This window comes from Streptomyces sp. NPDC001194 (genome assembly GCF_042896985.1).
GTDB lineage: Bacteria > Actinomycetota > Actinomycetes > Streptomycetales > Streptomycetaceae > Streptomyces.
On record NZ_JBIAXU010000002.1, the window covers coordinates 68,662 to 94,693 of the forward strand.

26 protein-coding genes and 2 tRNA genes are annotated in these 26,032 nt (G+C 67.1%); 24 read left to right on the forward strand and 4 right to left on the reverse strand.

Going from position 1 to position 26,032, the window contains the following annotated elements:
• The first annotated feature begins 180 nt into the window (after window positions 1-180).
• Genes ACFY1T_RS05000 through ACFY1T_RS05010 form a run of 3 tightly spaced genes read left to right on the forward strand, consistent with a single transcriptional unit; the run spans window position 181 to window position 3,108 of the window.
• Window positions 181-1,122 carry an ABC-three component system protein gene (locus ACFY1T_RS05000; protein ID WP_390787017.1) on the forward strand — a complete coding sequence of 314 codons (942 nt, stop codon included), beginning with the start codon at window positions 181-183 and terminating at the stop codon, window positions 1,120-1,122.
• Entirely contained in the window at window positions 1,119-1,379 is a 261-nt protein-coding gene (locus ACFY1T_RS05005) for an ABC-three component system middle component 6 (protein ID WP_390787018.1), read from the forward strand. The genes ACFY1T_RS05000 and ACFY1T_RS05005 overlap by 4 nt, the downstream gene beginning before the upstream one ends.
• Window positions 1,360-3,108 (forward strand): ABC-three component system protein, encoded by a 1,749-nt coding sequence (locus ACFY1T_RS05010; protein ID WP_390787019.1) that lies wholly within the window; start codon window positions 1,360-1,362, stop codon window positions 3,106-3,108. Before ACFY1T_RS05005 ends, ACFY1T_RS05010 begins: the two co-directional genes overlap by 20 nt.
• A gap of 642 nt (window positions 3,109-3,750) precedes the next feature.
• On the opposite strand, the gene ACFY1T_RS05015 is transcribed toward ACFY1T_RS05010, so the two are convergent.
• Both ACFY1T_RS05015 and ACFY1T_RS05020 read right to left on the reverse strand, forming a co-directional pair.
• Window positions 3,751-4,230: a hypothetical protein gene (locus ACFY1T_RS05015; protein WP_390787020.1), complete on the reverse strand. Its 480-nt coding sequence runs from the start codon at window positions 4,228-4,230 to the stop codon at window positions 3,751-3,753.
• Between the two features lie 11 nt (window positions 4,231-4,241).
• Complete coding sequence (locus ACFY1T_RS05020; protein WP_390787021.1) at window positions 4,242-4,709, reverse strand: NUDIX hydrolase; 468 nt, start codon at window positions 4,707-4,709, stop codon at window positions 4,242-4,244.
• Window positions 4,710-4,727: 18 nt separating this feature from the next.
• Here ACFY1T_RS05020 and ACFY1T_RS05025 point away from each other — a divergent pair, with 18 nt between their 5' ends.
• The 10 genes from ACFY1T_RS05025 (at window position 4,728) to ACFY1T_RS05070 (ending at window position 11,609) form a co-directional block, all read left to right on the forward strand.
• A complete protein-coding gene (locus ACFY1T_RS05025; protein WP_390787022.1) occupies window positions 4,728-5,507 on the forward strand; it encodes a GntR family transcriptional regulator in 780 nt (259 codons plus the stop codon).
• 139 nt (window positions 5,508-5,646) lie between these two features.
• Window positions 5,647-6,003, forward strand: coding sequence for a hypothetical protein (locus ACFY1T_RS05030; protein WP_048479347.1), 357 nt, complete (start codon window positions 5,647-5,649; stop codon window positions 6,001-6,003).
• Window positions 6,004-6,005: 2 nt separating this feature from the next.
• On the forward strand, window positions 6,006-7,346 hold the full coding sequence (locus ACFY1T_RS05035) for an FtsK/SpoIIIE domain-containing protein (RefSeq protein ID WP_390787023.1): 1,341 nt from the start codon (window positions 6,006-6,008) through the stop codon (window positions 7,344-7,346).
• A gap of 77 nt (window positions 7,347-7,423) precedes the next feature.
• The gene (locus ACFY1T_RS05040; protein ID WP_390787024.1) at window positions 7,424-8,065 is read left to right on the forward strand and encodes a DUF2637 domain-containing protein; all 642 of its coding nucleotides are present in this window, start codon (window positions 7,424-7,426) and stop codon (window positions 8,063-8,065) included.
• 12 nt (window positions 8,066-8,077) lie between these two features.
• Entirely contained in the window at window positions 8,078-8,269 is a 192-nt protein-coding gene (locus tag ACFY1T_RS05045; protein ID WP_030862311.1) for a mobile element transfer protein, read from the forward strand.
• A gap of 18 nt (window positions 8,270-8,287) precedes the next feature.
• A complete protein-coding gene (locus ACFY1T_RS05050; protein WP_386164477.1) occupies window positions 8,288-8,446 on the forward strand; it encodes a hypothetical protein in 159 nt (52 codons plus the stop codon).
• Between the two features lie 22 nt (window positions 8,447-8,468).
• Entirely contained in the window at window positions 8,469-8,804 is a 336-nt protein-coding gene (locus ACFY1T_RS05055; protein WP_390787025.1) for a SpdD-like protein, read from the forward strand.
• Between the two features lie 90 nt (window positions 8,805-8,894).
• A complete protein-coding gene (repSA, locus tag ACFY1T_RS05060; protein WP_390787026.1) occupies window positions 8,895-10,259 on the forward strand; it encodes a replication initiator protein RepSA in 1,365 nt (454 codons plus the stop codon).
• The gene (locus ACFY1T_RS05065) at window positions 10,252-10,455 is read left to right on the forward strand and encodes an excisionase family DNA-binding protein (protein WP_386164474.1); all 204 of its coding nucleotides are present in this window, start codon (window positions 10,252-10,254) and stop codon (window positions 10,453-10,455) included. The genes repSA and ACFY1T_RS05065 overlap by 8 nt, the downstream gene beginning before the upstream one ends.
• Window positions 10,455-11,609: a tyrosine-type recombinase/integrase gene (locus ACFY1T_RS05070; RefSeq protein WP_390787027.1), complete on the forward strand. Its 1,155-nt coding sequence runs from the start codon at window positions 10,455-10,457 to the stop codon at window positions 11,607-11,609. Before ACFY1T_RS05065 ends, ACFY1T_RS05070 begins: the two co-directional genes overlap by 1 nt.
• A gap of 70 nt (window positions 11,610-11,679) precedes the next feature.
• Here ACFY1T_RS05070 and ACFY1T_RS05075 read toward each other — a convergent pair.
• A tRNA-Gly gene (locus tag ACFY1T_RS05075) sits at window positions 11,680-11,750 on the reverse strand.
• A 169-nt stretch (window positions 11,751-11,919) separates the two neighbouring features.
• Between ACFY1T_RS05075 and ACFY1T_RS05080 the strand changes: the two genes are divergently transcribed.
• The 6 genes from ACFY1T_RS05080 (at window position 11,920) to ACFY1T_RS05105 (ending at window position 17,083) form a co-directional block, all read left to right on the forward strand.
• Window positions 11,920-11,996, forward strand: a tRNA-Pro gene (locus tag ACFY1T_RS05080).
• Between the two features lie 163 nt (window positions 11,997-12,159).
• Window positions 12,160-13,542 carry a trigger factor gene (gene tig / locus ACFY1T_RS05085; protein ID WP_390787028.1) on the forward strand — a complete coding sequence of 461 codons (1,383 nt, stop codon included), beginning with the start codon at window positions 12,160-12,162 and terminating at the stop codon, window positions 13,540-13,542.
• Window positions 13,543-13,828: 286 nt separating this feature from the next.
• Window positions 13,829-14,446, forward strand: a complete 618-nt coding sequence (locus tag ACFY1T_RS05090; protein WP_030862323.1) for an ATP-dependent Clp protease proteolytic subunit — start codon at window positions 13,829-13,831, stop codon at window positions 14,444-14,446.
• Window positions 14,447-14,532: 86 nt separating this feature from the next.
• A complete protein-coding gene (locus tag ACFY1T_RS05095; RefSeq protein WP_030862325.1) occupies window positions 14,533-15,204 on the forward strand; it encodes an ATP-dependent Clp protease proteolytic subunit in 672 nt (223 codons plus the stop codon).
• Between the two features lie 153 nt (window positions 15,205-15,357).
• Window positions 15,358-16,644 carry an ATP-dependent Clp protease ATP-binding subunit ClpX gene (clpX, locus tag ACFY1T_RS05100; RefSeq protein ID WP_030297265.1) on the forward strand — a complete coding sequence of 429 codons (1,287 nt, stop codon included), beginning with the start codon at window positions 15,358-15,360 and terminating at the stop codon, window positions 16,642-16,644.
• A gap of 166 nt (window positions 16,645-16,810) precedes the next feature.
• On the forward strand, window positions 16,811-17,083 hold the full coding sequence (locus ACFY1T_RS05105) for a hypothetical protein (RefSeq protein WP_390787029.1): 273 nt from the start codon (window positions 16,811-16,813) through the stop codon (window positions 17,081-17,083).
• 58 nt (window positions 17,084-17,141) lie between these two features.
• Here ACFY1T_RS05105 and ACFY1T_RS05110 read toward each other — a convergent pair whose 3' ends face one another.
• A complete protein-coding gene (locus ACFY1T_RS05110) occupies window positions 17,142-18,062 on the reverse strand; it encodes a hypothetical protein (RefSeq protein WP_390787030.1) in 921 nt (306 codons plus the stop codon).
• A gap of 128 nt (window positions 18,063-18,190) precedes the next feature.
• On the opposite strand from ACFY1T_RS05110, the gene ACFY1T_RS05115 reads away from it, so the two are divergent.
• The 5 genes from ACFY1T_RS05115 to ACFY1T_RS05135 all read left to right on the forward strand — a co-directional run bounded on the left by ACFY1T_RS05115 (window position 18,191) and on the right by ACFY1T_RS05135 (window position 25,994).
• Complete coding sequence (locus ACFY1T_RS05115) at window positions 18,191-20,812, forward strand: valine--tRNA ligase (RefSeq protein WP_390787031.1); 2,622 nt, start codon at window positions 18,191-18,193, stop codon at window positions 20,810-20,812.
• Window positions 20,813-21,108: 296 nt separating this feature from the next.
• Window positions 21,109-22,413, forward strand: coding sequence for a glycosyl hydrolase (locus ACFY1T_RS05120; protein ID WP_390787032.1), 1,305 nt, complete (start codon window positions 21,109-21,111; stop codon window positions 22,411-22,413).
• 2 nt (window positions 22,414-22,415) lie between these two features.
• Window positions 22,416-23,168, forward strand: a complete 753-nt coding sequence (locus ACFY1T_RS05125) for a hypothetical protein (protein ID WP_390787033.1) — start codon at window positions 22,416-22,418, stop codon at window positions 23,166-23,168.
• A gap of 12 nt (window positions 23,169-23,180) precedes the next feature.
• Window positions 23,181-24,641, forward strand: a complete 1,461-nt coding sequence (locus ACFY1T_RS05130) for a glycosyltransferase family 2 protein (RefSeq protein WP_390787034.1) — start codon at window positions 23,181-23,183, stop codon at window positions 24,639-24,641.
• An 18-nt stretch (window positions 24,642-24,659) separates the two neighbouring features.
• Window positions 24,660-25,994, forward strand: a complete 1,335-nt coding sequence (locus ACFY1T_RS05135) for a glycoside hydrolase family 113 (protein WP_390787035.1) — start codon at window positions 24,660-24,662, stop codon at window positions 25,992-25,994.
• Window positions 25,995-26,032 lie beyond the last annotated feature (38 nt).

A 26,032-nucleotide genomic window follows, 5' to 3' on the forward strand; every position in this document is an offset into this window, starting at 1 on the left:
CCGGGCTGCCCAACTACGTAGGTAGACCTGGACTCGCACTTCGAGCTGTCTCGGCGGTCAGCTGGTGGTGCAGAGGCACGCTGCGCTTGGAGTCGGGGTGTCGGCGTTGTTCGGGCGGGTTCCTCTGCGGATCACGAACGGCTACCGTTGCTCTCTCAGGGTGAGGGGGGCTTTATGAGGATGAGTCACGAGCAGCGTCTGTTCGCGCGGGTTCGCTTTCTCGAACGCATGGGTGAATTGTATGAGACCGCGTTCGAAGACTTTTTTCACAACCTGATGTGCGCGCGGTATCCAGATTTTCTTGACGTGCGAACGCATGGCAAGTTGGGGGATCAGGGATCCGATGGACTGTCGCTACATGATCGTAAACTGTATGCGTGTTACGCGCCGCAGGGCTCGAAATCGGCAGGCGAAATTAAGGCGAAGTTTTCTTCAGATCTGAAGAAAGCCAAGGAGAAGCGTCGGGGGGAGTTCAGTACATTCGTCTTTGTCCACAGCGACCGTCGGGGGATGCATCCAGAGATTTCATCTTTGTTGGCCGCCGCAAAGACCGATGATCCTGAACTTGATTTTGAGCAAATTGGCATCAGGCGGCTGTGGCAAGAGTGTATGCGACTAGACCTAGAGGCAGCAGAAGATATCCTTGATTGCGAGATACCTGTGCGCCCCGTGGTGTACGGGATCGGGATGGAGGATCTCTCGCCGCTGTTGAAGCACCTGAGGGAGCTAAGGGCGAAATCTGACCCGCTGATCTCAATGAACGATGTTCCCCCCACGAAGATGGACTACAACCGTCTCGACGAAGAGGCGCGTGAAGATCTCCAAAAGGGCCGGCGGCAAGCTCATTTGGTTGAGGCGTTCTATACCGGATCCTTTCGCGAACTGGAACATGATGAGGTCGCCGAAGGATTCCGCATCTACTATGAGCAGCTGAAGGGGGAATGGGGTGAGCCGGAAGAAGTCTTGTGGCAACTTGAGATGTATGTTTTGGGAAACCAGCGTCATCATCCCAAAGTTCACCGGGCTGCCTGGGTAGTGCTGGCGCATTTCTTTGATCGATGCGACATCTTCGAAACTCCTCCGCCGGGTTGGTCCGCTCACGCGCTAGGAGTCTCGGCATGATTACACCAACCAAAGGGATTTCTCCTGACAGATGCCTGCTCGCTGTTGGTGCGCAGATCCTAATGCAACTTGAGGAGCCGAGAACTGTTAGCCAGGCGTGGGCACGCTTGAAGCAATGGCGCAGTGAAAATAGCCACTTCGCTCCTGTGTCGTTTGAGTGGTTCGTTCTATCTTTGGATGTCCTATACAGTCTCGGAGCTGTTGAGCTGCACCAGGACTTGCTTGTTGTGAGGAGGAATGATGCTGCACCGGCTTAGGGCAGATGATCCCCGCTTTAAAACTGCCTCGTTTACGGCTGGACTGAATCTTATTGTCGCGGAAAAGAGAAATTCCTCCTCAGGGACTGACAGTCGTAACAGTGCAGGTAAATCGAGTCTCATCGAGCTGATCCATTTCCTTCTTGGGGCGCGAGCTGACAAGCGGTCGCTGGTGGCGGCGAAGGAGCTGCGCAACATCACGTTCGGCTTGGAGATGGATTGGCCTCATACGGCGGGCAGCTTCTCCGTGGAGCGGAAGGCGAGCCGGTCGGGCATCGTCCGTATCAATCCCGATGTTCGACCTGAGGCCGAGCGAACGACCTTCTCGTTCGAGGAACCTACTGAGATTTCCCTCGATGAGTGGAACAGGCTCATCGAGCGGGACCTGTTCGGCATCCGAACGGATAGCGAAGGGGTTAATGGGCGGACGATGTTGTCCTTCCTGGCGAGGCGGGTATCTGCGCATGGCTTTAACCAAGCGACGGAGAGTTTTTCAAAGCAAAAAAAGGCTGATGCCGCCACTAACCTCGCGTATCTCCTCGGGCTTGACTATCAGCTAGCGGATGGATATCGGCGACTGGCTGCGCAGAAAGCCACTCGCACACAGCTGAGCAAGGCAGTGAATGATCCTGTATGGGGTCGCATCGTCGGATCAACTGCAGACCTCCGGGGTCAGATTACTCTGGCGGAGGCACAGCTGCGGCGCGTAGAAGAGCAGACCTCTACATTCCAGGTTGTTCCTGAATATGAACGGGTAAAGCAGGAAGCCGACTCGCTAGCGCGACGTATTAAGCAACTTTCTCAAGAGGATGTAATTGATCAAAATAATCTTGAGGAGTTGCAGCAGGCTGTTACCGAGGCCAGTGATGTGGCCGTGGACTATCTGGAGTCCGCATACCATGAGCTAGGAATTGTGCTTGGTGATCAAGTTCGGCGCCGATTCGATGATGTTCGCACGTTCCATCGGTCCGTAGTCCGGAATCGCAGGCAATTCCTTGAGGCTGAGATCGAAACTTTGACTCTACGCTTGGCGGAGCGGCGAGCGGAGAGGGCCAGGATTGGAGAACAGCAAGCGCTCCTACTGCGCACGCTGAATGAGGGTGGAGCGCTGGAGGCACTCACGGCACTGCAACAGGCTTTGGCCCGAGAGCGGGCAAATGTGGAGGCCTTGCGTCACCGGTATGAAGCTGCGCAGGCACTTGAGGCGAGTGGGCGGCAGATCACGGCGCAGCGACTGCATCAGCAGCAAGCAGTAGCAACAGATCTCAATGAGCGGCGGGAACAGCAGGCTGAAGCAACGCTTCTATTTTCACGTTTCGCGCGAGAGCTTTACGGAGAACGGGAAGCGTATCTTCGAATTGAAGCGGGCCGTGAGAACCTGCAGATTACGCCGTATATCCGAAGTGACAACAGCCGCGGAATCGGAAACATGGTGATCTTTTGCTTCGATCTCGCCCTCTCTGTGCTTGCCCACCGCCATAACCGCGGTCCAGATTTCCTGATCCATGACAGTCATCTATTTGACGGCGTTGATGAGCGTCAACTCGCTAAAGCGCTCAGTCTAGCCGCTGAGGTGAGTGATGAGGAGGGTATGCAATACATTGCTACCCTCAACTCGGACGATCTTTCCAAGGCCGTCCGCTTGGGGTTTGGCGCGTCGCAGTTTATTCGTGAGCCGAGCCTGACGGATGATATTGAAGATGGCGGAATTTTTGGATTCCGCTTTTAGTCTGGTTGGGGGCATGCTTTTGGCCGACAGTCGGCGGAGCAGCTTGGCTGGTGTCCTGCCCGGGATCCGGTCCGGAGTGATCAGGGGGCTGCCGGAAGACGACTGAACGACGCGCTCATCAGCCACGACGAGACCGGTACCGACGCGGAGCGACCACACCGGCCGCGGCCGCATCGCGGCAGCAGCTGCTCCCCGCCAGCCCATTCCCGGTGGTGCGTTCGCCTCACGTGCCCGTCATCCGTGACGGCGGGGGTACGGCGCCCGGCCCAACTCGTCCCCGGCAGTCGGCCGGCCGTGCGCAAGAGGTCACCCCTCCCTCGCCGCTGGCCGTCTTTTTGGTATCCCGTCCCGGCCGCAGTCGGCAGCGCTCCCGGTCACGCATGCCATGTGACGGTTGCCGTGTTTGAACGCGCGCTGAGTCGCTTGGCCTTGATGGACGGCCTCGGACCTGCGGGGGTCCTGCAACGGCTCAGAGGTGATCGACAGGCTGGGCGGTGTAACCCATCAACCCGAGCCGTAGGCGTGCGGCCGGCGGCCGGGCTGGAGCGGGGCGGAGACAGGAGCGCAGGCCCGGGCGACGGGCCGCGCGCGCCGCGCTGTGCGCGGCGGGTGCCTTGATGAAGTAGGGAAACTCTTATCGCGCTATGGGCCCGTCGTTATCAGGGCAGCGCGGTTCGCTTCGATGTGGGTGCTCAAATCGGCTAGTGAGCACTCGATCTGGGCGCCCTCGATCGGGGCGAAGTCGGTGACTCTGGAAGCAGTGGTGGCATAGTTGGACGGCTCGATGCCCCAGGCCTCGATGTGGCTCCAGCCGGCCTGAACGAGGGCTGCCTGTCCGTCCGACGATGAGACGCGGAGCCATGCCGTGCACTGGTCCGAGAAGTCGTAGGGCAGGTAGGCAGTGCCGCCGGACCCCATGAGGTCGGAGACCTGCTCGTTCCACTGCTCCAACAAACGTCCGAGTTTGGTTCCGAGGCCTGCGCCTGCGGCTGCCGGGGACTCGTCGATAGCGAAGTAGTACGAATCGCAGACGTGACGGTGAGTGGCGATGCTCAGACGGAGATCGTTGTGGTCTCCACGCGTGGAGGTACGTTCGAAGTTCAGGGCGAGGGCAGTGGTCAACGTATGCGTTTTCAGTGAGCAGGGGTGAGGGTTCGGCCGTCGTGGCTGCGGACGTGGGGGCCCGCGTCGTCCAGGGCGTCCAGGAGGCGGATCGCGTAGACCTCGGACATGCGGGCCGCTACCTCTTCAGGGGTGAGCCATGCGACTTCGGTCGACTCGTTGGAGGTGCGTTCCGTGCCGCCGGAGGGCTTGCAGCGGAAGACCAGGGCGACGATGCCGCGGGTGGTGTTCTTGTAGACCCCGGTCAGGTCGTTGACCTCTACCTCGATGCCGGTTTCCTCCAGAACCTCGCGGCGGACGCCGGCTTCCGGGGACTCGGTGAGTTCCAGGACTCCGCCCGGGAGCTCCCAAGTGCCGTTGTCCGCTCGTCGGATCGCCAGGAGTCGGCCGTCCTCGCGCAGCACGGCCCCGGCCACGGACACGGAATGCAGTGGCGTTGACTTGTGCTGCGGGGAACCCGTACTCATGTACAGGAGCATAGGAGGAAGAGAAGGACTATGGGAACCGCAGTGGGAGGTGGCAAGGCCGTACCGAGGTACGTCCAGATCGCCGACGAGATCATCCAGCAGATCCGGGCCGGGGTGCTGGGTGCCGGCGACATGGTGCCGAGTGAGTCCGAGCTCGTGGACCGGTATGGGGTCTCTGGCGGGACCATCCGCAAGGCCATGGTCGAGGTGCGGGCCAGTGGGCTCGTGGAGACCCGGCACGGCAAGGGGTCGATTGTTAAGGCCCGGCCGCCCGTGCGGCACCGGTCGTCTGATCGGTTTCGGCGTACGCATCGGCAGGAGGGGCGAGCGGCCTACCTTGCCGAGTCCGCGCAGTCTGGCGCCGAAGCCAAGGTGAGCGTGCTGTTCATCGGGCCCATGGAGGCCCCGGAGGAGATTGCCGGACGGCTTGGGGTCGAGGTCGGCACGCAGGTGCTTGCCCGGCGGCGGCTGTACTTCCGGAACGGGACCCCGGTGGAGACCGCGAGCTCGTACCTGCCGTGGGACGTTGTGAAGGACATCCCTGAGCTGTTCGCCGAGAATCCTGGTGGCGGTGGGATCTATGCCCGGCTTGAGGAGCATGGGCATGTCTTCGCCGAGTTCGTTGAGACGCTTCAGGCCCGGCCGGCTTCCAAGGCTGAGACGTCCGAGCTGGCGCTGAGCCCTGGCGCGCCGGTCGTGCACCTGGTGCGAGATGCGGTGACGGAGGCGGGTCGCGTGGTGGAGGTCTGCGACACCCTCATGGCCGCTGACCAGTTCGTATTCGAGTACCGGATCCCTGCGCGCGACTGACGGCTCCTCAACTAGCCACAGCCCGCTGCGAGTTTTCTTCCGCAGCGGGTTGACTCATGTATAGGAGTCAGGCACTCTTCTTCATGTCACTCATGTACATGAGTGAAGGAGTCCAACCCCTATAGAGGAGTGATCTTCTGTGCGTCAGATCCCCGTCGACACCTCCGCCGCCATGGTGATGGTGGCCCAGCCGCCGACCGCCAAGGTCAAGGACCGCCGTACCGGCGAGATCGCCACCGACCCCGAGACCGGCGTTCGCATGATGACCGTGGACGTACTCTTCGCCGCCTACGGCGATGCCGAGGTCCTCTCCGTCACCGTCCCCGAGACCGGCATCACCGGCGAGCTCGTGATGGGCACACCGGTCGGACTGACCGGACTCGTTGCCCGCCCTTGGGAGAACGAGTTCAACGGCCAGAAGCGGCACGGCATCAGCTTCCGCGCCGTCGCGGTGACCTCGCTCGTCCAGGCCGCCTCCACGCCGAAGGCCGCCTGATCATGGACGCCTTATGGGTCGTCCTGCCGCTGCTGATCATCGCCGTCGCGCTCGTCCTGCGGCGGTACCGTCCCGGCTGGTACTGGGTGACCTTCGGGGTCACCTGTGCTGCGGTCCGCGTCTTGGCCCGCTACCGGTCGGTCATGGATGCCTGCGGGCTCACTGTCCCGCCCTCGCGCTGGCGCCTGGCACTGGCCCGGCTGACCTACCGTCCCGCGCCGGAATCCCGGTCGCCCCGGATCCTGCGGATCCGCCCCACCCGCACTGGCCTGGTGCTCCGCCTCAAGATTCGGTCCGGGCAGGACGCGTTCGACTTCTCGGCCGCCTCGGACCGCCTCCGGCACTCCTTCGTTCTCCACGCCGTCGCTGCGCAGGAGATCCGCTCCGGAATCGTTGAGCTGCGGATGACCGGCTACGACGTCCTGCGGGAGGTTCGGATGCCTGCTCCTGGTCCGGCTTCTGGGGTACTTCGGGTTCCTGTTGCTCTGCGGGAGGACGGGGCCGTGCATCATCGCGACTACCGGTCGGTCCCGCATGCGCTGAACGTGGGTGCCACGAAGTCCGGGAAGTCCGTGTATCAGCGCAACTTGGTCGCCGGTCTTGCGCCGTGTGACGTCGCTCTGGTCGGTATCGACTGCAAGAACGGCGTCGAACTCGCGCCCCTTGCGAGGCGGTTCACGGCTTTGGCCGACAACCCCGATACGGCCGCTGACCTGCTCGCCGCCCTAGTCCAGTACATGGACCGGGTCTACCAAGTCATACGTGCAGAACAGCGGGTCAGCGCGGATCTGCCGGATGTGGAGATCACCGCCGACATCTGGGACCTGCCTGAACATCTGCGCCCGATGCCTGTCGTGCTGCTCGTGGATGAGGTCGCCGAGCTGGCGCTCGCCGCGACCAAGAAGGAGGAGGTCCGGCGGGATCAGATCGTCACCCACCTCGTACGGCTCTCTCAGCTCGGCCGCGCCGCCGGCATCCACCTGGAGATCTGCGGCCAGCGCTTCGGCTCCGAACTCGGCAAGGGCATCACCATGCTCCGCGCCCAGCTCACCGGCCGTACCGCCCACCGCGTCAACGACGAGACCTCGGCCAACATGGCCTTCGGCGACATCTCCTCCGAGGCCGTGCTCGCCGCCATCCAGATCGACAAGGACCGGCCCGGCACCGCCGTAGTCGGCGACTCCTCCGGCGGCTGGAGCCGCATCCGTACGCCGCACACGACGCTCCGCCACGCCGTGGACGTCTGCAACGCGCATGCGTACCGCACGCCGAAGATCCCGGAGTTGGATCCGTTCCGGCCCGTGCTGCCTGCCCGCGTTCTCAGCGGGACTGTCCTGCCGTAGGCACCTGCCCCACTCGGTCGGCGTGACCTCTCGCGCCAAGTCCCTACCCGACCCATGCCCGAAAGGAGGTGAAGCACGTGGCCCGCCTCGTCCGCCCGGACGCCGTTCTCGTCCAAGCAGTCATCGCGGGGGCCCTGTCCTTCGCCCACCTGCACGACCTCGCCGAAGCGGCAGGGCAGGACGGATGGAAAGCCTGGGCCTACCCGGTCAGCGTGGACCTGCTTCTCGTCGCCGCTTGGCGCCGACTTCGCAGCCTCCGGGATGCGGGGGAGTCGACCGGTCCCGCGTGGACCTGGTTCACCGTCGCCCTGGCCGCGTCGCTCGGCGCGAACGTCGCCACGGCCGGACTCCTCGACCTGGCCCACGTCCCGGGCTGGCTGCGGATCCTCGTCGCCGGATGGCCGGCGCTCGCCTTCCTCGGCGGGACTCTGCTCGTCCACCCGCATGCGGCCCAGTCCGCCCCGTCCGAATCGGCTTCTGTACCTGGCCCCGTGCTTGAGCGGGAACCGCCTGACGAGCCTGAACCCGCTCCGGCACTGCCCGCGCCGGTTCAGGAGGTGCCGGCTGTCATCGCTCCGCCCGCCCTCGTCGCTCACGCCCAGAAGCTCGCCGCCGATCACCGCACCCGCACCGGCTCGGAGATCGACACCGAGACCCTGCGCGCCCGGCTCGGCGTCCCGCTTCCGATGGCAGAGGCCATCGCCGTCCAGCTCGTCTGAGGGGAGAGCTCGATGCCCGTCCGCAACTCGTTCCACTCGCTCATGAAGATCGGCCCGGTCCAGATCGGCACTTACCGCGACAACCGCGGTCGTACCAAGCACGCCGCCGTGTGCACTGCCGACGGCTGCGGCTGGTCCGCCGACTACGCGAGCTCCGCCGCCGCCCAGCTCGCCGCCCGCTCCCACCGCTGCCGCATCAACTGACCTGAAGGACACACCGCCGTGGATGTTCCGCTCTGGCTCGCCCTGATCGTCGTCGGAGTTCTCGGCTACAAGCTCATCCGCCCGCCGCTGTGGCTCGTCGCCGTGATCCTCCTCGGCGGCTTCCTCCTCGCGGACAGCTTCCTCGCCCCGGCCATCGACACCGCGATCAGCAAGTAACCCGCCCCGGAAGGAGAACCACATGATCCGGCCGAAGATCCCGGTCAACCCGCTCCCGACCGGCCTCGTCATCCCGCTCGACCAGTCGACCACCGCCGTTGAACCCCACCACCCGGATGCGGCTCCCGCATGCGACTGCCACCACGCCCCGGTTCAGCCGACGTCCCGTGTGCAGCTGCCCGCTGTCCGCCTCACTCCGGCCGGCCTCGTCGCCGCCGTCGCCGGTGGCGCGGGCCTGGTCCTCGTTGTCGGCGCCGTACTCGTCTCGATGCTCCTGGCCGTCGCCATCACCGGCGCCTCGGTCGCCGTCTGCGCCGTCGTCCTGCGTTCGCTGCTCAACGGCCAGCACCACCGCTGACCGGCCCCGGGACGGCCTCAACCGCCAAGTCTCCGCCGTCCCGGCGCCGTGCTCCTGCCCGAACCAGAAGATCCGGAAGGAAGCTCCATCATGTCCCGGCCCCACCCCGCCCCGGGCCTCCTCGGCGAAATGCTGAAGGTGGCCGCGGCCCCCGACTACGCCCGCTGGGAGGACCAGATCCGCCGTACGGGCGGCTGCTCCGACCCGATCCACATCACCGGCTGGACCGTCTCCAAGGACAAGACCTCCGGTGAGACCCTGCACCGTTACTCGACCCAGAACGAGCCCGGTGGCCGACTGCGGATCGCCTGCGGCAACCGCCGCGCCTCCCGTTGCCCGGCCTGCGCCTGGACGTACGCCGGAGACACGTACCACCTGATCCGGGCCGGTCTCGCGGGCGACGAACGCCGGGACATCCCGGCCACCGTCCGCGAACACCCCCGGGTCTTCGCCACCCTTACCGCGCCGTCCTTCGGCCCGGTCCACAACCGGCCCGCCGGTCGTGCCTGCCGCTGTGGCAAGCACCACCTGGAAGACGCCGCCGAGCTCGGTACCGCGCTCGACCCGGCCACGTACGACTACGCGGGCGCCGTCCTCTTCAACAACCACGCCGGACAGCTCTGGCAGCGCTTCACCACCCGACTGCGGCGCGAGATCGCCGCGTACGCCGGGCTGACCCAACGGGAGCTGAAGGAGGTGGCCCGGCTCTCGTACGGGAAAGTCGCCGAGTTCCAGAAGCGCGGGGCGATCCACTTCCACGCCGTCATACGGGTCGACGGTCCCGCCGGGCCGGACAGTCCGCCGCCTGCCTGGGCCACGACGGAACTCCTGACCGCCTCGATCCGTGCCGCCGCCGCGCACTCGTACACCTCTGTCAGCGTGCCGGCAGCAGGGGACCAGCCTGCCCGGTCCTTCAGCTGGGGTACGCAGCTCGACATACGGCCGATCAAGGCGTTCGGGGACGGCTCCAACATCACCGAGCAGGCCGTGGCCTCGTACGTCGCCAAGTACGCGACCAAGGCGGCCGAGAACACCGGGACGCTCGATCGGCGCGTCGGGAATCGCGAGGCCCTGGTGCTCCTTGACGTGCCGGACCACACCGCCCGGCTGATCTCGGCTTGCCTCGACCTCGATCCGCTCTACCCGGACCGGCGCCTCGCCGCCTGGTCGCACATGCTCGGCTTCCGCGGCCACTTCTCGACGAAGTCACGCTCCTACTCGACCACCCTCGGTGCCTTACGCCAGACCCGCGCCGACTACCGCGCCGCCCAGGAACGGGAGGCGCGCGGCCTGGACGACTTCGAGCCGGACACCGTGCTCGTCCTCACCTCATGGCAGTACGCCGGCCACGGCCACAGCCCGGGCGAGTCGGTCCTCGCCGCCACCATCGCCCGCGACATCCAGCTCAACCGGGAGACCGCCCGCGAAGCCCTGAAGGGGGAGCAGCATGAATGAGCGGTACCTGTCCGTCGTCCAGGTCGCCGAGCTGCTCGGGACCACCGTGAGGTTTCCTCGCAGGCTGGTCGAGGAGCGGCGGATCACTTACGTGAAGGTCGGGCGTCACGTTCGGATCCCCGAGAGCGCCGTCCAGGCGTTCATCAGCGCGAACACCATCGAGCCGCGCCGTCGCCGGTTGGGGGTGGCTGCCTGATGGCCGGGAAGCGCCGCCAGTTCGGACGGGTCCGAAAGCTGCCTTCCGGCCGGTACCAGGCCCGGTACCTCGGCCCGGACGGACAGCTCCGTCCCGCACCCGAGACGTTCCGTACGAAGAGGGACGCTGACGACTGGCTCGCCGACAAGCAGACCGAGATGCGACGTGGCGACTGGCAGGATCCCGACGCCGGGAAGGTCGCCTTCGGGACGTACGCCGTCGCGTGGATCAAAGAGCGGGAGCTGACCAGCACCACCCGGCAGTTGTACCGGTCGCTGCTCAAGCACCACCTCGACCCCGTCTTCGGCGCCGTCAACGTGGCGGAGATTTCGGCACCACTCGTACGGCGTTGGCGGGCCGACAAACTGGCCGGAGGGACCGGGCCGACCACCGTGGCCAAGGCATACGCCCTGCTCAGGGCCATCCTGGGGACCGCTCTGTCCGATCAGATGATCAGGCGGAATCCGTGCCAGATCAAAGGGGCCAGCACCGTGCACACCCCCGAGCGGCCGACCGCCACCGTGCAGGAGGTCTATGCCCTGGCCGGAGCCATTCAGCCCCGGTTTCGGGTCCTCGTCCTGATGGCCGGCTTCCTCGGGCTGCGGTGGGGCGAGCTGATCGGGCTGCATCGGCGGGACATCGACCTGGACCACGGGACCCTCCGGGTTCGGCGTGCCGTCGCCGAGCTGGAGAACGGGCAGCGGGAGATCAAAGCGCCCAAGAGTGCGGCAGGAAAGCGGACTGTCTCCATTCCTGGGGTGATCGTGCCGGAGATCCGGCACCACCTGGAGACGTACGCCGAGGGCGGGGCCGACGGGCGCGTGTTCATCGGGGCCAAGGGGGCGACTCCTCGGCGCAACCACTTCAACCTGCTGTGGCACAAGGCGTGCCGGAAGGCCGGGATCAAGGGGCTGCATTTCCATGATCTGCGGCACACGGGCAACACTCTGGCCGCGTCAACCGGCGCTAGCACGCGGGAGTTGATGGCGAGGATGGGCCACAGCACCGCCCGTGCCGCGCTGATCTATCAGCATGCCAGCGCCGACCGGGACCGGTTGATCGCCGATGCGCTGAGCAAGCTCGTGCAGGGCACGAAGGGCACGCGGAAGGACACGCCTAAGGGCAAGGGGCACGCGGGGGACACGCGGGACTGATCCCGGGCCCCGGAAACGCATCAGGGCCAGGTCGAGGAAACGTCCTCTGACCTGGCCCTGAGCCGTAGAGAGCGGGCGACGGGAATCGAACCCGCGTAGCTAGTTTGGAAGACTAGGGCTCTACCATTGAGCTACGCCCGCAACGCGTGCGCCGCAGGTCCGGGGGGCCGCGGCACGGACAGCATCCTAGCGGGTCGGGCCGGGGGAGTGCACACCCCATTGCGGGGGCGCGGGGCGGCGTCCTGAATCGTTCGCTCAAAACCCCGCGCATCAGAGGGTCTCCGGCCATGTACCCTACGTGTCGCACCGACGGGGTGTGGCGCAGCTTGGTAGCGCGTCCGCTTTGGGAGCGGAAGGTCGTCGGTTCGAATCCGGCCACCCCGACCACCAGCATCGCCATCACAAGATCGCGTTGTGGGCTGATTGCCGCTTGCGGTTACTATGCAAGCTGCGTGCCCGTGTGTCTGATGTACCGGGCCGAATCCGCCGAACCGCTGAATCGCAGCGTGGACGCAGAACCCCAAGCAGTCAGCCACAAGGAGACCGAACCGTGAAGAGCGCCGTGGAGACCCTGAACCCGACTCGGGTTCGGCTCACTGTTGAGGTGCCCTTCGAGGAGCTCAAGGACAGCCTCGACGCGGCGTACAAGAAGATCAACCAGCAGGTCACGGTGAAGGGCTTCCGCAAGGGCAAGATCCCCGCCCGGGTCATCGACCAGCGCTTCGGTCGCGGTGCGGTGCTGGAGGAGGCCGTCAACGACGCCCTCCCGAAGTTCTACACCGAGGCGGTCAACGAGGCCGACCTGAACCCGCTGGGCCAGCCCGAGGTCGACATCACGGAGCTGAAGGACGGCGAGCTGCTGGCCTTCACCGCCGAGGTGGACGTCCGCCCCGAGATCGAGATCCCGGACTACTCCGGCATCGAGGTCGAGGTCGACGCGGTCGAGGTTTCCGAAGAGGACGTCGACAAGTCGGTCGAGCAGCTGCGCGGCCGCTTCGCGTCCACGAACGACGTCGAGCGCGCCGCCGCCGAGGGTGACGTCGTCACCATCGACCTGGAGGCCAAGGTCGACGGCGAGGTGCTGCCCGACGGCGTCGCCTCCGACGTCGCGTACACCATCGGCTCGGGCGAGCTCCTCGACGGCATCGACGAGGCCGTCAAGGGCCTGGAGGCCGGTGGCGAGGCCACCTTCACCTCCCAGCTGAAGGGCGGCTCCGCCGAGGGCAAGGACGCCGAGGTCACCGTCAAGGTCACCAAGGTCTCCGCCAAGGAGCTCCCGGAGCTGGACGACGAGTTCGCGCAGATGGCGAGCGAGTTCGACACCCTCGAGGACCTCAAGGCGGACAGCCGCAAGCGCCTCGAGAACATGAAGCAGTACGACCAGGCCACGCAGGCCCAGGAGCGCGTCCTGGAGAAGCTGCTGGAGCTCGTCGAGGTGCCGATCCCCGAGAAGCTGCTCGAGGACGAGGTCAACACCCGCAAGCACAACCTGGAGCACCACCAGCTCGGCCAGATGGGCCTCACCATCGAGAAGTACCTGGAGTTCCAGGGCAAGACGGTCGAGGAGTTCGACGCCGAGACCAAGGACCAGGCGATCAAGGGCATCAAGACCCAGTTCGTCCTGGACGCGCTCGTCAACAAGGAGAAGCTGGGCGTCGACCAGGAGGAGCTCACCGAGCACCTCATGCGCCGCGCTGCCTCCTCCGGCATGTCCCCCGACCAGTTCGCCCAGGCCGTCGTCGAGGGTGGCCAGGTGCCGATGCTCGTCGGCGAGGTCGCCCGCGGCAAGGCCCTCGCGGTCGTCGTCGAGGCCGCCAAGGTCGTCGACACCAACGGTGAGGTCGTGGACCTCTCCGACGACGAGGACGAGGTCGAGACGGCCGCCGAGACCGTCGAGGCCGCTGTCGAGGGTGACGCCGAAGAGGCCAAGTAACACCCTGGGCGCCGCCCTGCGCGCCGCCCGCTGAGCAGCATCGGGAAGGCCCGTACACCGCCGTGTGTACGGGCCTTTCCGCCGTCTCGGAGCCCCCGCGGACCTTGCGCTCCGAGCGAACAGTTCGGGAAGCGGGATGGCGTTGTCCGACCTGCGCGTTAGGGTCCATGAATACGAGGGCACGGGAGTACTCGGACGCCGGCGGCCACCGCCGCCCCGGCCGGTCCGCGCCCCAGAACGAGACGCTGAGACGGCAAGTGGCCGTCGGAGACGAGCAGGTGGATACGTGACGAATCTGAAGCCTTACGCCGCGGGTGAGCCGTCCATCGGTGGCGGCCTCGGCGACCATGTCTACAACCGGCTGCTCGGCGAGCGCATCATCTTCCTCGGCCAGCAGGTCGACGACGACATCGCGAACAAGATCACGGCGCAGCTCCTCCTCCTGGCCGCGGAGCCGGAGAAGGACATCTACCTGTACATCAACAGCCCCGGCGGCTCGGTGACGGCGGGCATGGCGGTCTACGACACCATGCAGTACATCCCGAACGACGTCGTCACCATCGGCATGGGCATGGCGGCCTCCATGGGCCAGTTCCTGCTCACCGGCGGTGCCCAGGGCAAGCGCTTCGCGCTCCCGAACACGGACATCCTGATGCACCAGGGCTCCGCCGGCATCGGCGGCACCGCCTCGGACATCAAGATCCAGGCCGAGTACCTGCTGCGCACGAAGCAGCGCATGGCCGAGATCACCGCCCACCACTCCGGCCAGACCGTGGAGGCGATCATCCGCGACGGCGACCGCGACCGCTGGTTCACCGCGGAGGAGGCCAAGGAGTACGGCCTCATCGACGAGATCATCTCCGCCGCGTCGCTGGTCCCGGGCGGCGGCGGCACCGGGGCCTGATCCCGGCCCCGGCGCGCGGGACCTCGTACGAGGCCCCGTACGCCCGCCCGCACCCGGCAAGCCCCAGCCCGCAGAACGCCACCAGGATGGTGAACACCCAGATGCACATGAACAACCTCTCTCCCGCGAGCGGCCTCCACACCGGCATGCCGGTGGACAACCGCTACGTCGTCCCGCGCTTCGTCGAGCGCACCTCGCAGGGCGTGCGCGAGTACGACCCGTACGCGAAGCTCTTCGAGGAGCGCGTGATCTTCCTCGGCGTGCAGATCGACGACGCCTCCGCCAACGACGTCATGGCGCAGCTGCTGTGCCTGGAGTCGATGGACCCGGACCGCGACATCTCGATCTACATCAACAGCCCCGGCGGCTCCTTCACCGCGCTGACGGCCATCTACGACACGATGCAGTTCGTGAAGCCGGACATCCAGACGGTCTGCATGGGCCAGGCGGCCTCCGCCGCCGCCGTCCTGCTGGCCGCCGGCACCCCCGGCAAGCGCATGGCACTGCCGAACGCCCGCGTGCTGATCCACCAGCCGTCCGGCGGCACCGGCCGCGAGCAGCTCTCCGACCTGGAGATCGCGGCCAGGGAGATCCTGCGCATGCGTGACCAGCTGGAGACCATGCTGGCCAAGCACTCGACCACGCCGATCGAGAAGATCCGCGAGGACATCGAGCGCGACAAGATCCTGACGGCCGAGGACGCGCTCGCGTACGGCCTGATCGACCAGATCGTCTCGACCCGCAAGAACTCCCACTGATCCTTGCCACCAGTTGGCGTGGGCACGTCGTCACATTCGGCGATGTGAACCACGTCAAGGGGGCCCCGTACGGGGCCCCCGGCAAGGTACCGTCGGATATGAGGCACCAGGAGCGCTGAACCAGGCGTCTCCCAGGCGAAGGGGAAGCACCTCGTGGCACGCATCGGTGACGGCGGCGACCTGCTCAAGTGCTCGTTCTGCGGAAAGAGCCAGAAGCAGGTGAAGAAGCTCATCGCAGGACCCGGTGTGTACATCTGCGACGAGTGCATCGACCTCTGCAACGAGATCATCGAGGAGGAGCTCGCGGAGACCTCCGAGGTCCGGTGGGAGGAACTCCCCAAGCCTCGTGAGATCTACGAGTTCCTGGAGAGCTACGTCGTCGGCCAGGAGCCGGCGAAGAAGGCCCTCTCGGTGGCGGTGTACAACCACTACAAGCGCGTCCAGGCCGGCGAGAACGGCGGCGCGCAGGGCCGCGACGACGCGATCGAGCTCGCGAAGTCCAACATCCTGCTGCTGGGCCCGACGGGCTCCGGCAAGACGCTGCTGGCCCAGACGCTCGCGCGCATGCTCAACGTCCCGTTCGCCATCGCCGACGCGACGGCGCTGACGGAGGCCGGGTACGTGGGCGAGGACGTCGAGAACATCCTGCTCAAGCTGATCCAGGCGGCCGACTACGACGTCAAGAAGGCCGAGACCGGGATCATCTACATCGACGAGATCGACAAGGTCGCCCGCAAGAGCGAGAACCCGTCGATCACGCGCGACGTCAGCGGCGAGGGCGTGCAGCAGGCCCTCCTGAAGATCCTTGAGGGCACGACGGCGTCGGTCCCGCCGCAGGGCGGCCGCAAGCACCCGCACCAGGAGTTCATCCAGATCGACACGACGAACGTGCTGTTCATCGTGGGCGGTGCCTTCGCGGGCCTGGAGAAGATCATCGAGTCGCGGGCCGGCGCCAAGGGCATCGGCTTCGGGGCGACGATCCGCTCGAAGCGCGAGATCGAGGCGAGCGACCAGTTCCAGGAGGTCATGCCGGAGGACCTGGTGAAGTTCGGGATGATCCCCGAGTTCATCGGCCGCCTCCCCGTCATCACCTCGGTGCACAACCTGGACCGCGAGGCGCTGCTGCAGATCCTGGTGGAGCCGCGCAACGCGCTGGTGAAGCAGTACCAGCGGCTCTTCGAACTCGACGGCGTCGAGCTGGACTTCGAGCGCGAGGCGCTGGAGGCCATCGCGGACCAGGCGATCCTCCGCCAGACGGGTGCGCGAGGGCTGCGCGCCATCATGGAAGAGGTCCTCATGTCGGTGATGTACGAGGTCCCGTCCCGCAAGGACGTGGCCCGCGTGGTCATCACCGCGGACGTCGTCCGCTCGAACGTGAACCCGACGCTGGTCCCCCGCATCGTCCCGAAGGACCAGGGTCCGCAGGAGAAGTCGGCGTAACCGACACGACGCACGCGAAGGGGCGCCCCGGACATCCGGGGCGCCCCTTCGCGTTTTCAGGACTTGTTCGACCGACTATCGGACAGCCTTTCCGGTTGGCCTGGCGTGGCGCACCGACTTCTTGATCCGCTTTGTCTCGAACCGTCTTTGTCGACAGGAGCGAGACATGAACGTGAAGAAGCGCACGGCTGCCATTCTGACCGCCGCAGTTGCCGCAGCCGCCTTACCGATCCTGGTGGCCTCCCCTGCGTCCGCAGATCAGGGTGACTGCCAGTTTTCCCTGATAGATCACGGCTACGTCGTCGGCCCGAAGGCGGAGGCGGCCTGTAAGTTCGGCGCCGACTACTCCAACCCGGGTGCCTGGATGGGCTGCTACTGGGGCCTGACCGGCATCGGGGTCCGCTCGGAACATGCCTCCGAGGCCTGCTCCAAGGCGTAACGGAGTGGAATCGGCCGACTCCGCACTTTGCGATCTGTGCCGAGTCGGCCGCGTGCGATCAGGCCTTGACGCGGGCGGTGTTGTAGACCTTCGCCGTCAGGTCGGCGGTCTGCTCCAGGGTGTAGCCCGGCTTGCCCGCCAGGATGGAGGCGGCGTCGGAGGCGCTGACCATGGTCAGGGTGCTGTAGTCACCCCAGATGCAGATCGGAAGGGTCAGCTCCTTCGGACCCTTCGACGCCGTGGTGCTCGTCGAGGTGATCTTCATTTCCTGGCACTTCATCACGGCGCCGCTGAACCCGGAGGGGGACATCGACTTCGGGGTGCCGATCATGTCGACCGTCGCGGACTTGTCCTTGCCGGCGTTGAGCTTGGCGGTGGCGAAGTAGGCGTCCACCGACTTCTCGGGATCCGCGAGCTCGCCGTACACACCCTGGAAGCTCAGGCCCTTGGTCGTCAGCGCGTTGGCCGGGTCGCCCGAGCTGTAGTCCATGGCGACCCTGGTGGGGTTCTTGATGCCGATGGCCTCCAGCTCCTGGCGGTCCTTGTCGCTGAGGGGCTTCTCCTTGTAGTTCGGGTTCTTCTTGAAGTCGTCCACCGTCGCCGGGGCGACCAGCTTGTAGCCCTTGGTGGCGGACGAGACCGAGCCGGAGGCGCCGCCGCCCTTCGTGAAGTACCAGCCGCCGCCCGCTATGACCGCCACCGCGACGATCACGGCGATCACCACACCGGCCTTGGACTTCTTCGGCGGCTGCGGCTGCATGCCGTACGTGGGCTGCTGCGGGTAGCCGTAGCCCGGCTGGGGCTGCTGGGGGTAGCCCTGCGGGGGCATGCCCGGCGGCGGGGGCTGCTGGGGGTAGCCGTAGCCGGGCTGCGGGGCGGGCTGCCCGTACGGTCCCGGCTGCTGGGGAGGCTGGCCCCCGTACGGTCCCGGCTGCTGCGGCGGCTGGCCCCCGTACGGTCCCGGCTGGTTGTAGCTCATGCCCGCGTCCCCCTTCAGGAATCCTTATGCGTTTCAGACATCCTGTCGGAAGCCGATCCCCCGCAGGCCGCCGGGCCCCCGGATTACCGGTTTCATAGCTGGACTGTTACGGCTCTAAACTGTGCCTCGTGACCGAGAACACGCAGACACCCAGCAGCCCCGACTCCGAACTGCCGACCGCCTACGCGCCGGCCGAGGTAGAGGGGAAGCTCTACGAGCGCTGGGTAGAGCGTGGCTACTTCACGGCCGACCCCGCGAGCGAGAAGCCCGCGTACACCATCGTCATCCCGCCGCCGAACGTCACCGGCTCCCTGCACCTGGGCCACGCCTTCCAGCACACGCTCATGGACGCCCTCACCCGCCGCAAGCGGATGCAGGGTTACGAGTCGCTGTGGCTGCCCGGCATGGACCACGCCGGCATCGCCACCCAGAACAAGGTCGAGCAGCAGCTCGCCGAGGAGGGCAAGTCCCGCCACGACCTGGGCCGCGAGGAGTTCGTCGAGCGCGTCTGGCAGTGGAAGGAAGAGTACGGCGGCAAGATCCTCGGCCAGATGCGCCGTCTCGGCGACGGCGTCGACTGGTCCCGTGAGCGCTTCACCATGGACGAGGGCCTCTCCAAGGCCGTCCAGACGATCTTCAAGAAGCTCTACGACGACGAGCTGATCTACCGCGCCGAGCGCATCATCAACTGGTGCCCCCGCTGCCTCACGGCCATCTCCGACATCGAGGTGGAGTACCAGGAGGACGCGGGCGAGCTCGTCTCGATCAAGTACGGCGAGGGCGAGGACACCCTCGTCGTCGCCACCACGCGCGCCGAGACGATGCTCGGAGACACGGCGATCGCCGTCCACCCGGACGACGAGCGCTACAAGCACCTCGTCGGCAAGCTCATCAAGCTGCCGCTCACCGACCGCTCCATCCCGGTCGTCGCCGACACGCACGTCGACCCGGAGTTCGGCACCGGCTGCGTCAAGGTGACCCCGGCGCACGACCCGAACGACTTCGCCATCGGGCAGCGCCACGGCCTGCCCAACATGACGATCATGGACGAGCACGGCAACATCACCGTCCACGGCCCCTTCCTCGGCCTGGACCGCTTCGAGGCCCGCTCCGCGGTCGTCGGCGCGCTGCGGGAGCAGGGCCGGATCGTCGCCGAGAAGCGCCCGTACCTGCACTCCGTCGGGCACTGCTCCCGCTGCTCCACCACCGTCGAGCCGCGCCTGTCGCTGCAGTGGTGGGTCAAGGTCGAGACCCTCGCCAAGGCCGCCGGTGACGCGGTCCGCGATGACCGGGTCACGATCCACCCGAAGGAGATGGAGAAGCGCTACTTCGACTGGGTCGACAACCTCAACGACTGGTGCATCTCGCGCCAGCTGTGGTGGGGCCACCGCATTCCGGTCTGGTACGGCCCGGACGGCGAGGTCGTGTGCGTCGGCCCGGACGACGAGGCGCCCACCGGCGAGGGCTGGCACCAGGACACCGACGTCCTCGACACCTGGTTCTCCTCCGGCCTGTGGCCGTTCTCCACGCTCGGCTGGCCGGAGAAGACCCCGGACCTGGCGAAGTTCTACTCCACCGACGTCCTGGTCACCGGCCACGACATCATCTTCTTCTGGGTCGCCCGGATGATGATGTTCGGCCTGTACGCCATGGACGGCGAGGCCCCGTTCAAGACCATCGCGCTGACCGGCCTGGTCCGCGACGAGCGCGGCAAGAAGATGTCGAAGTCCTTCGGCAACGTCGTCGACCCGCTGGACTGGATGGACAAGTACGGCTCCGACGCCGTCCGCTTCACCCTGGCCAAGGGCGCCAACCCGGGCACCGACGTGCCGATCGGCGAGGACTGGGTCCAGGCGTCCAGCAAGTTCGCCAACAAGATCTGGAACGCCACGCGCTTCGCGCTGATGAACGGCGCGACGATCGAGGGCGACCTGCCGCCGGTCGAGCAGCTGTCCGCCACGGACCGCTGGATCCTGTCCCGTCTGAACAAGACGGTCGCGCAGGTCGACGCGTACTACGAGGACTTCCAGTTCTCCAAGCTCAGCGAGGCGCTGTACCACTTCGCGTGGGACGAGGTCTTCGACTGGTACGTCGAGCTGTCGAAGACGACGTTCTTCGCGGGCGGCGAGCAGGCCAAGGTCTCCGGCCGGGTGCTGGGCGAGGTCATCGACGTGATGCTGCGGCTGCTGCACCCGGTGGTCCCGTTCGTCACCGAGACGCTGTGGACCACGCTGACGGGCCGCGAGTCGCTGGTCATCGCCGAGTGGCCCAAGGACAGCGGCTTCCGCGACGAGGCCGCAGAGGCGGAGATCGGGAGCGTCCAGGCCGTCGTCACCGAGGTCCGCCGCTTCCGCAAGGAGCAGGGCCTCCAGGACGGCCAGAAGGTCCCGGCCCGCCTGGACCTGACCGGTACGGCGCTGGCCGCGCACGAGGCGGCGATGCGCCAGCTGCTGCGCCTCCAGCCGGAGGGCGAGGGCTTCACGGCCACCGCCACCCTGCCGGTCGCCGGTGCCACGGTCGCGCTCGACCTGTCGGGCACGATCGACGTGGCCGCCGAGCGCAAGCGGCTCTCCAAGGACCTCGCGGCCGCGGAGAAGGAGAAGCAGCAGGCCGAGGCGAAGCTCGGGAACGAGGCCTTCCTGGCCAAGGCCCCGGACAACGTCGTGGACAAGATCAAGGGCCGACTGGCCAAGGCCGAGGCGGACATCGCCCGGATCCGGACCCAGCTGGACACGCTGCCCGCCGCGTAACACGCACCACGCGACAAGTGCCGTGTAACAAAAGGTGAACCATCGGCCCCCGAGCACATTGCCCGGGGGCCGACGCGTAGGGTGAATCCGGCCCCAGAGGTTCGGCACAACCCTCAGGGGCCGTTGCCTGCCGGCTGTCGACCGAGGGGGGTCTCGGAGTGTGGCGTCGTGACGTGCAGACTCGCGGGGCGTTAAACCCCTTACATCCCTTAAATCCCTTAAACGGCGCGCTGAAGCGCCGCAACCTCCTCCTGGGGGCGGCCGTCACCGCGGCCACGGGCGGCGCACTCGCCGGAGTGGCAGCGTTCAGCACCTCGCGCGCACCGGCCGCGGGTCTCCAGAAGGATCTGCTGTCCCGGGACCCGAAGGCCTCCAAGACGGCCCAGGCCGTCTACCGGCTCCTGGTCGCCCTGGAGACGGACGCCCGGGCCGGCCGTCGCCGCGGGACCCTCATGGGCCAGCACGCCGAGGTGCACAACGAGCGGTACAACCCCGAGTACGGCGACCACAGCGGCCCCAAACCTCCCGGCTACTACTACCGCAAGCCCCGGGACATCACCGGAAAGCTGCCGGCCTTCCTCGAACTCGACCTGGGGCCCGGCTACCAGCAGCAGGGCTGGGGCGTGGGGGAGCCGAGGGACTACTCGCGCGCCGCCTGGCCCGCCCGCCGCGAGTTCTGGACCTACACGAACGACGTCGTGGACCTGGCTCTCGGCGTCTGGCACGGACTGCCCCGCGAGGACGACGGCTCGTACAACCCGACCGGCACGGAACGCCTCTGGGACGGCACCAAGACCGTGCTCCCGGAGAACGGGGGAGCACCCGCAGGCCTGGTCGGCATGTCGTTCCACCAGCCGTGGCCGGGCAGCCCCGTCAAGAGCTACGACCAGACGCTGCGCCGCAACGCGCCCTCCGCGAAGGACCCCGGCTGGATCGACCGGGTGCTCACCCCCGGTACCGCCGAGCACGCGGCGCTCCTGCTCGACCTGTCCTTCCTCGCGGACCACCTCGGCCATCTGGCCGCGCACGACGTCCCCGTACTGCTGCGCCCGTACCACGAGATGAACTCGCTCGGCGGGGAGCAGAGCTTCTGGTGGGCAGGGCTCGAACCCCGGCAGTACACGGCCCTCTGGAAGCTGCTCCACCACTACCTGGTGGGTTCCCGCGGACTGCACAACCTGATCTTCACATGGGCCCCCACCGCCTGGGACGGGGTCCACGGCAGCGAGCCCTGGGACTTCTACCCGGGCGGCGAGTACGTGGACGTGGTCGGGGTCGACGACTACAGCGGGACGCCGGACCACCCCTTCGACCCGGGCGGCTGGACATCGACCTGGCACCGCGGGCTCGCGGACTACGGGAAGCCGCGGATCCTCGCGGAGTCCTTCCACGTGCCGCTGGGCGCGGCGCAGCGCACGACCCTCGACCAGGCCCCGTGGGTGCTGTGGACGGTGTGGGGCGACGGGCTCACGGCGAAGAACTCGGACGCCGATGTGCGCCGGACGTACGACGACCCCAAGACGATCACCGGCGGCCGGGAATCCGGCCCCGTGGGCGTGCAATGGCTCGCCTTGCACGACGGAACATTCGAAGAGGAGTGAAGTTGAGCGCGTCAACGCCACGCGCCCACCGTGTGGCCGCCTTCGTGGCCATGGGCTGGGCGGGCATCCTGCTCCTGTGGGCCCTGTACAACTGCTTCTGGCAGGTCGGCGTCGCCGACTTCCTCCAGGGCATCGTGTACTACGGCACGGGCGACGGCTCCGGAACCGCAGAGACGTTCAACCTCAACTGGGGCGTCGTCTACGTGGCGGGCGGACTGCTCGTCCTGCGCGGGAACACCCTCGGGCGGGGCATCATCATCGGCGGCGCCGCCATCGAAGGCTACAACCGGGTGCGCAGTCTGTCGGGTGCGCTCTTCGACGACAAGCAGGCCGAGTACTTCACCACGACCGTCCAGGGCGGGCTGAAGCTGGCGACCTTCGCCGTCGGGGCCGTGGTGACCTGCGCCCTCATCGTCCTGCTGCTGCGGGACTTCGCGGCGTACGAAGCGTGGCAGCCGCCGGTCAACCCGTGGACCCGGCAGGCCAACGAAGCCCGGCTGGCGCAGCAGGTGCCGCCGCAGGCACCGCGGCAGCAATCGCCCCAGCCGTCCCACGGGTTCGGGGTCCCGCAGGCCTACCCGCCTCAGCCCGGGCCGCAGTTGCCGCAGACGGGCTACGGGCAGCCGCAGCCCCAGCCCTACCCGCCCCAGCAGCCCCAACCCGGTTACGGTCCGGGCCCGTACGGCGGCCAGCCCGCCTGGCCGCCGCAGCCCCCGGCCCAGCAGTCGCCGCCGCCTCAGCAGCAACAGCAGTAGCAGGAACCCCGAATGACTACCTCCATGACTTCCGCCCCCGTCCAAGAGGTCGCGCCCGCCACCCGGCGCGATGCGAAACTGGTGCAGCGCCATGCCGAGTGGAAGCCCGGCGTGCTCCCCTTCCTGCTGCCCTTCCTGCTCCTCGCCGCCTTCGGCCTGTGGTCGTTCAAGCCGAACCCGACCCCGCTGGGCTGGACCCTGTCCGTCGTCTGGTCGCTGCCCGGCATAGGCGTCATGGTCGGTCTGCAGGGCGCCCTGCTGATCCGCCGCCGGCTGCGCAAATCGCACGAGATGGTCCCCCCGACCCCGGTGGACGAGGACTTCCTCATCGTGCTCGTGCCGACGATCGGCCGCCACGACACCTACCCGGCGCTGGAGCGGTCGGTCCTCAGCTACGTGGAGCACCTGCCCCCGTACTTTCCGCTCATGCGGGTCGACGTCCTCACGGAGGAGGGCTGTGAGGCGACCGAGCAGATCGACGGCCTGGCCGCGATGAACCCCCTGATCCGCGTGGTCACGGTGCCCAAGACCTACGAGACGGCGAACGGGACCCGGTTCAAGGCCCGCGCCAACCACTACGCGCACGAACTGCGGATCGACGAGGGCGAGGCCCTGGACGACATCTGGGTGCTGCACATGGACGACGACACCGGAGTCGGCCCCGACACCGCCGCGTCGATGGCCCAGTTCGTCAACCGCCAGCGGCGGGCGGGCGCCGAGGGCAAGCACATGGCGCAGGGCATCCTCGCCTACCCGCGCGAGAACGCCGTGAACCGCTTCACCTGGCTCGCCGACGCGGTCCGCCCCGCCGACGACATAGCCCGCTTCCGCGCCCTGACCGGTCTCGGCACGCCGGTCGCCGGCGTGCACGGTGAGCTGCTGCTGCTCCGTGCCTCCATCGAGGCCACCATCGGCTGGGACTTCGGCCCGAAGGCCATCGTCGAGGACGCGCAGCTGGCGCTGACGTTCTGCCGCACGTACCCCGGCCGCAGCGACTGGTTCAACGGCCGTTGCTACGGCGCCTCCCCGGCCACCACCAGGGACTTCGTGAAGCAGCGCGAGCGCTGGGCGTGGGGGCTGGTGGCCCTCTGCTTCAACCGCACGGTGCCGTTCCGGTACCGCTGGTTCCTGCTGCTCTGCGTGGCCACCTGGGTCTTCGGCCCGCTCCAGCACGTCGCGACCGTGCTGTTCGTGGCCTGGCTCATCGGCGACTTCAACACCTCGCCGGTGGCCCAGACCGTCGTGATCATGTGGGCGATCAACTTCGCGTACGTCATCTGGACGTACTGGGAAGGGCTGCGGCTCAACGCCCTGGTCTCGGCGAACGGCCGGCGGCGCTGGTGGGAGCCGATCGTCGTGCTCGCCCTCATCCCGGTGTTCTCCGTGATGGAAGGGCTCGGCGGCCTGCGCGGCCTGATCAAGTTCATCAAGCGCGAAGAGAACAAGTTCGTCGTCATCGCCAAGCCCGCCTGAGAAACCGAGAGCCCCCTCGTGAACGACCAGCTGCACGACGAGACGAAGTACGAGAACGAGAACGAGAACGAGAACGGGAACAAGAACGGGAAGGCGGCCGGGCGTTCCAAGGTCCCCCTGCTCGCGATCCTGCCGGTGACCGTGACCTCCCTGGTCATAGGCCTGCCGTTCGTGGTCGGAGACCATCCCCTGCGCTGGAGGCCGGGCTCCCTGGAGCCGGCCCTGGTCCTGCGCGACTCCGCTTCCGGTCCCGTCCGCGCCACGGCCCACGGCGGCGCCCCCACCGACGGCGCGAGCGCGGCCGAGGAGACCGAGGAGACCGAGGAGGCCCTGCCCGCGGGGCCCGCGCCGAAGGTGGACAGGCCCTGGAAGGCCGGCATGCCCGAATGGGGTGTCCAGATCTTCTGGGAGGACAAGAAGGACCACGACGACGCGCACATCGAGAAGCAGGCGCGCAAGCAGGCCGCCTACCTCGTCGGGCTGAAGGCCAACGCCGTCTCCGTCTCCTTCCCCTTCTACACGGAGGGGCGCACCTCGACGAAGCTCGCGGCCGGCCGCAGCACCCCGACGCCCGAGCACCTGGAGACGGTGCTGCGCGTCTTCCACGAGGCCGGACTGCGCACCACCGTCCGCCCGACGCTGGACGAGGTCGTGCTCGTGCCGCCGGAGGGGTGGCGCGGCAACATCAAGCCGACGGACAAGGAGGCCTGGTTCGATTCGTACGAGGCCCTGCTCGGCCCTTACCTCGACGTGGCCCAGCGGCAGAAGGCGGCGACGTTCGTGATCGGCACCGAGCTGAATTCCATGGAGGGCGACCCGGGCTGGAAGGGCCTCATCGCGACGGCCGAGAAGCGGTTCAAGGGCGAGGTGTCCTACGACGCCAACTGGGACAACTACGTGGGGGGCCACATCGACGTGCCCGTCGAGCGGCTCGGCGTCGACGCGTACTTCCCGGTCAAGGTCCCCGACGACGCCCCCGTGGACCAGCTCGTCGACGGCTGGAACACCTGGCTGGACAAGAAGACCAAGGGCCCGCTGTCGCGGATCGTGCTCGCCGAGGCGGGCATCAGCGCCATGGACGGGGCGTACCACGCACCCGGCGACTTCTACGCGCGGCGCAAGCTGAACCCGGGCGTGCAGGCCAACTGGTACAAGGCGGTCTGCCAGGTCGTCCGGGAGCGGAAGATGACCGGCGTGTACTGGTGGTCGGTTTCGTTCAACGCCGACCCCAAGGCCGCGCCGAAGGAGGAGGACTCCCGGCTCAACTTCGCGGGGCGCCCGGACACCGAGCGGGAGATCCGCTCCTGCTTCGGATCGGACTACGCGGGCCCGGGAGCCGATCCGAAACTCTGAAGTGATGTGCCCCGAGTTGTCCGGAGTGTCACACATCA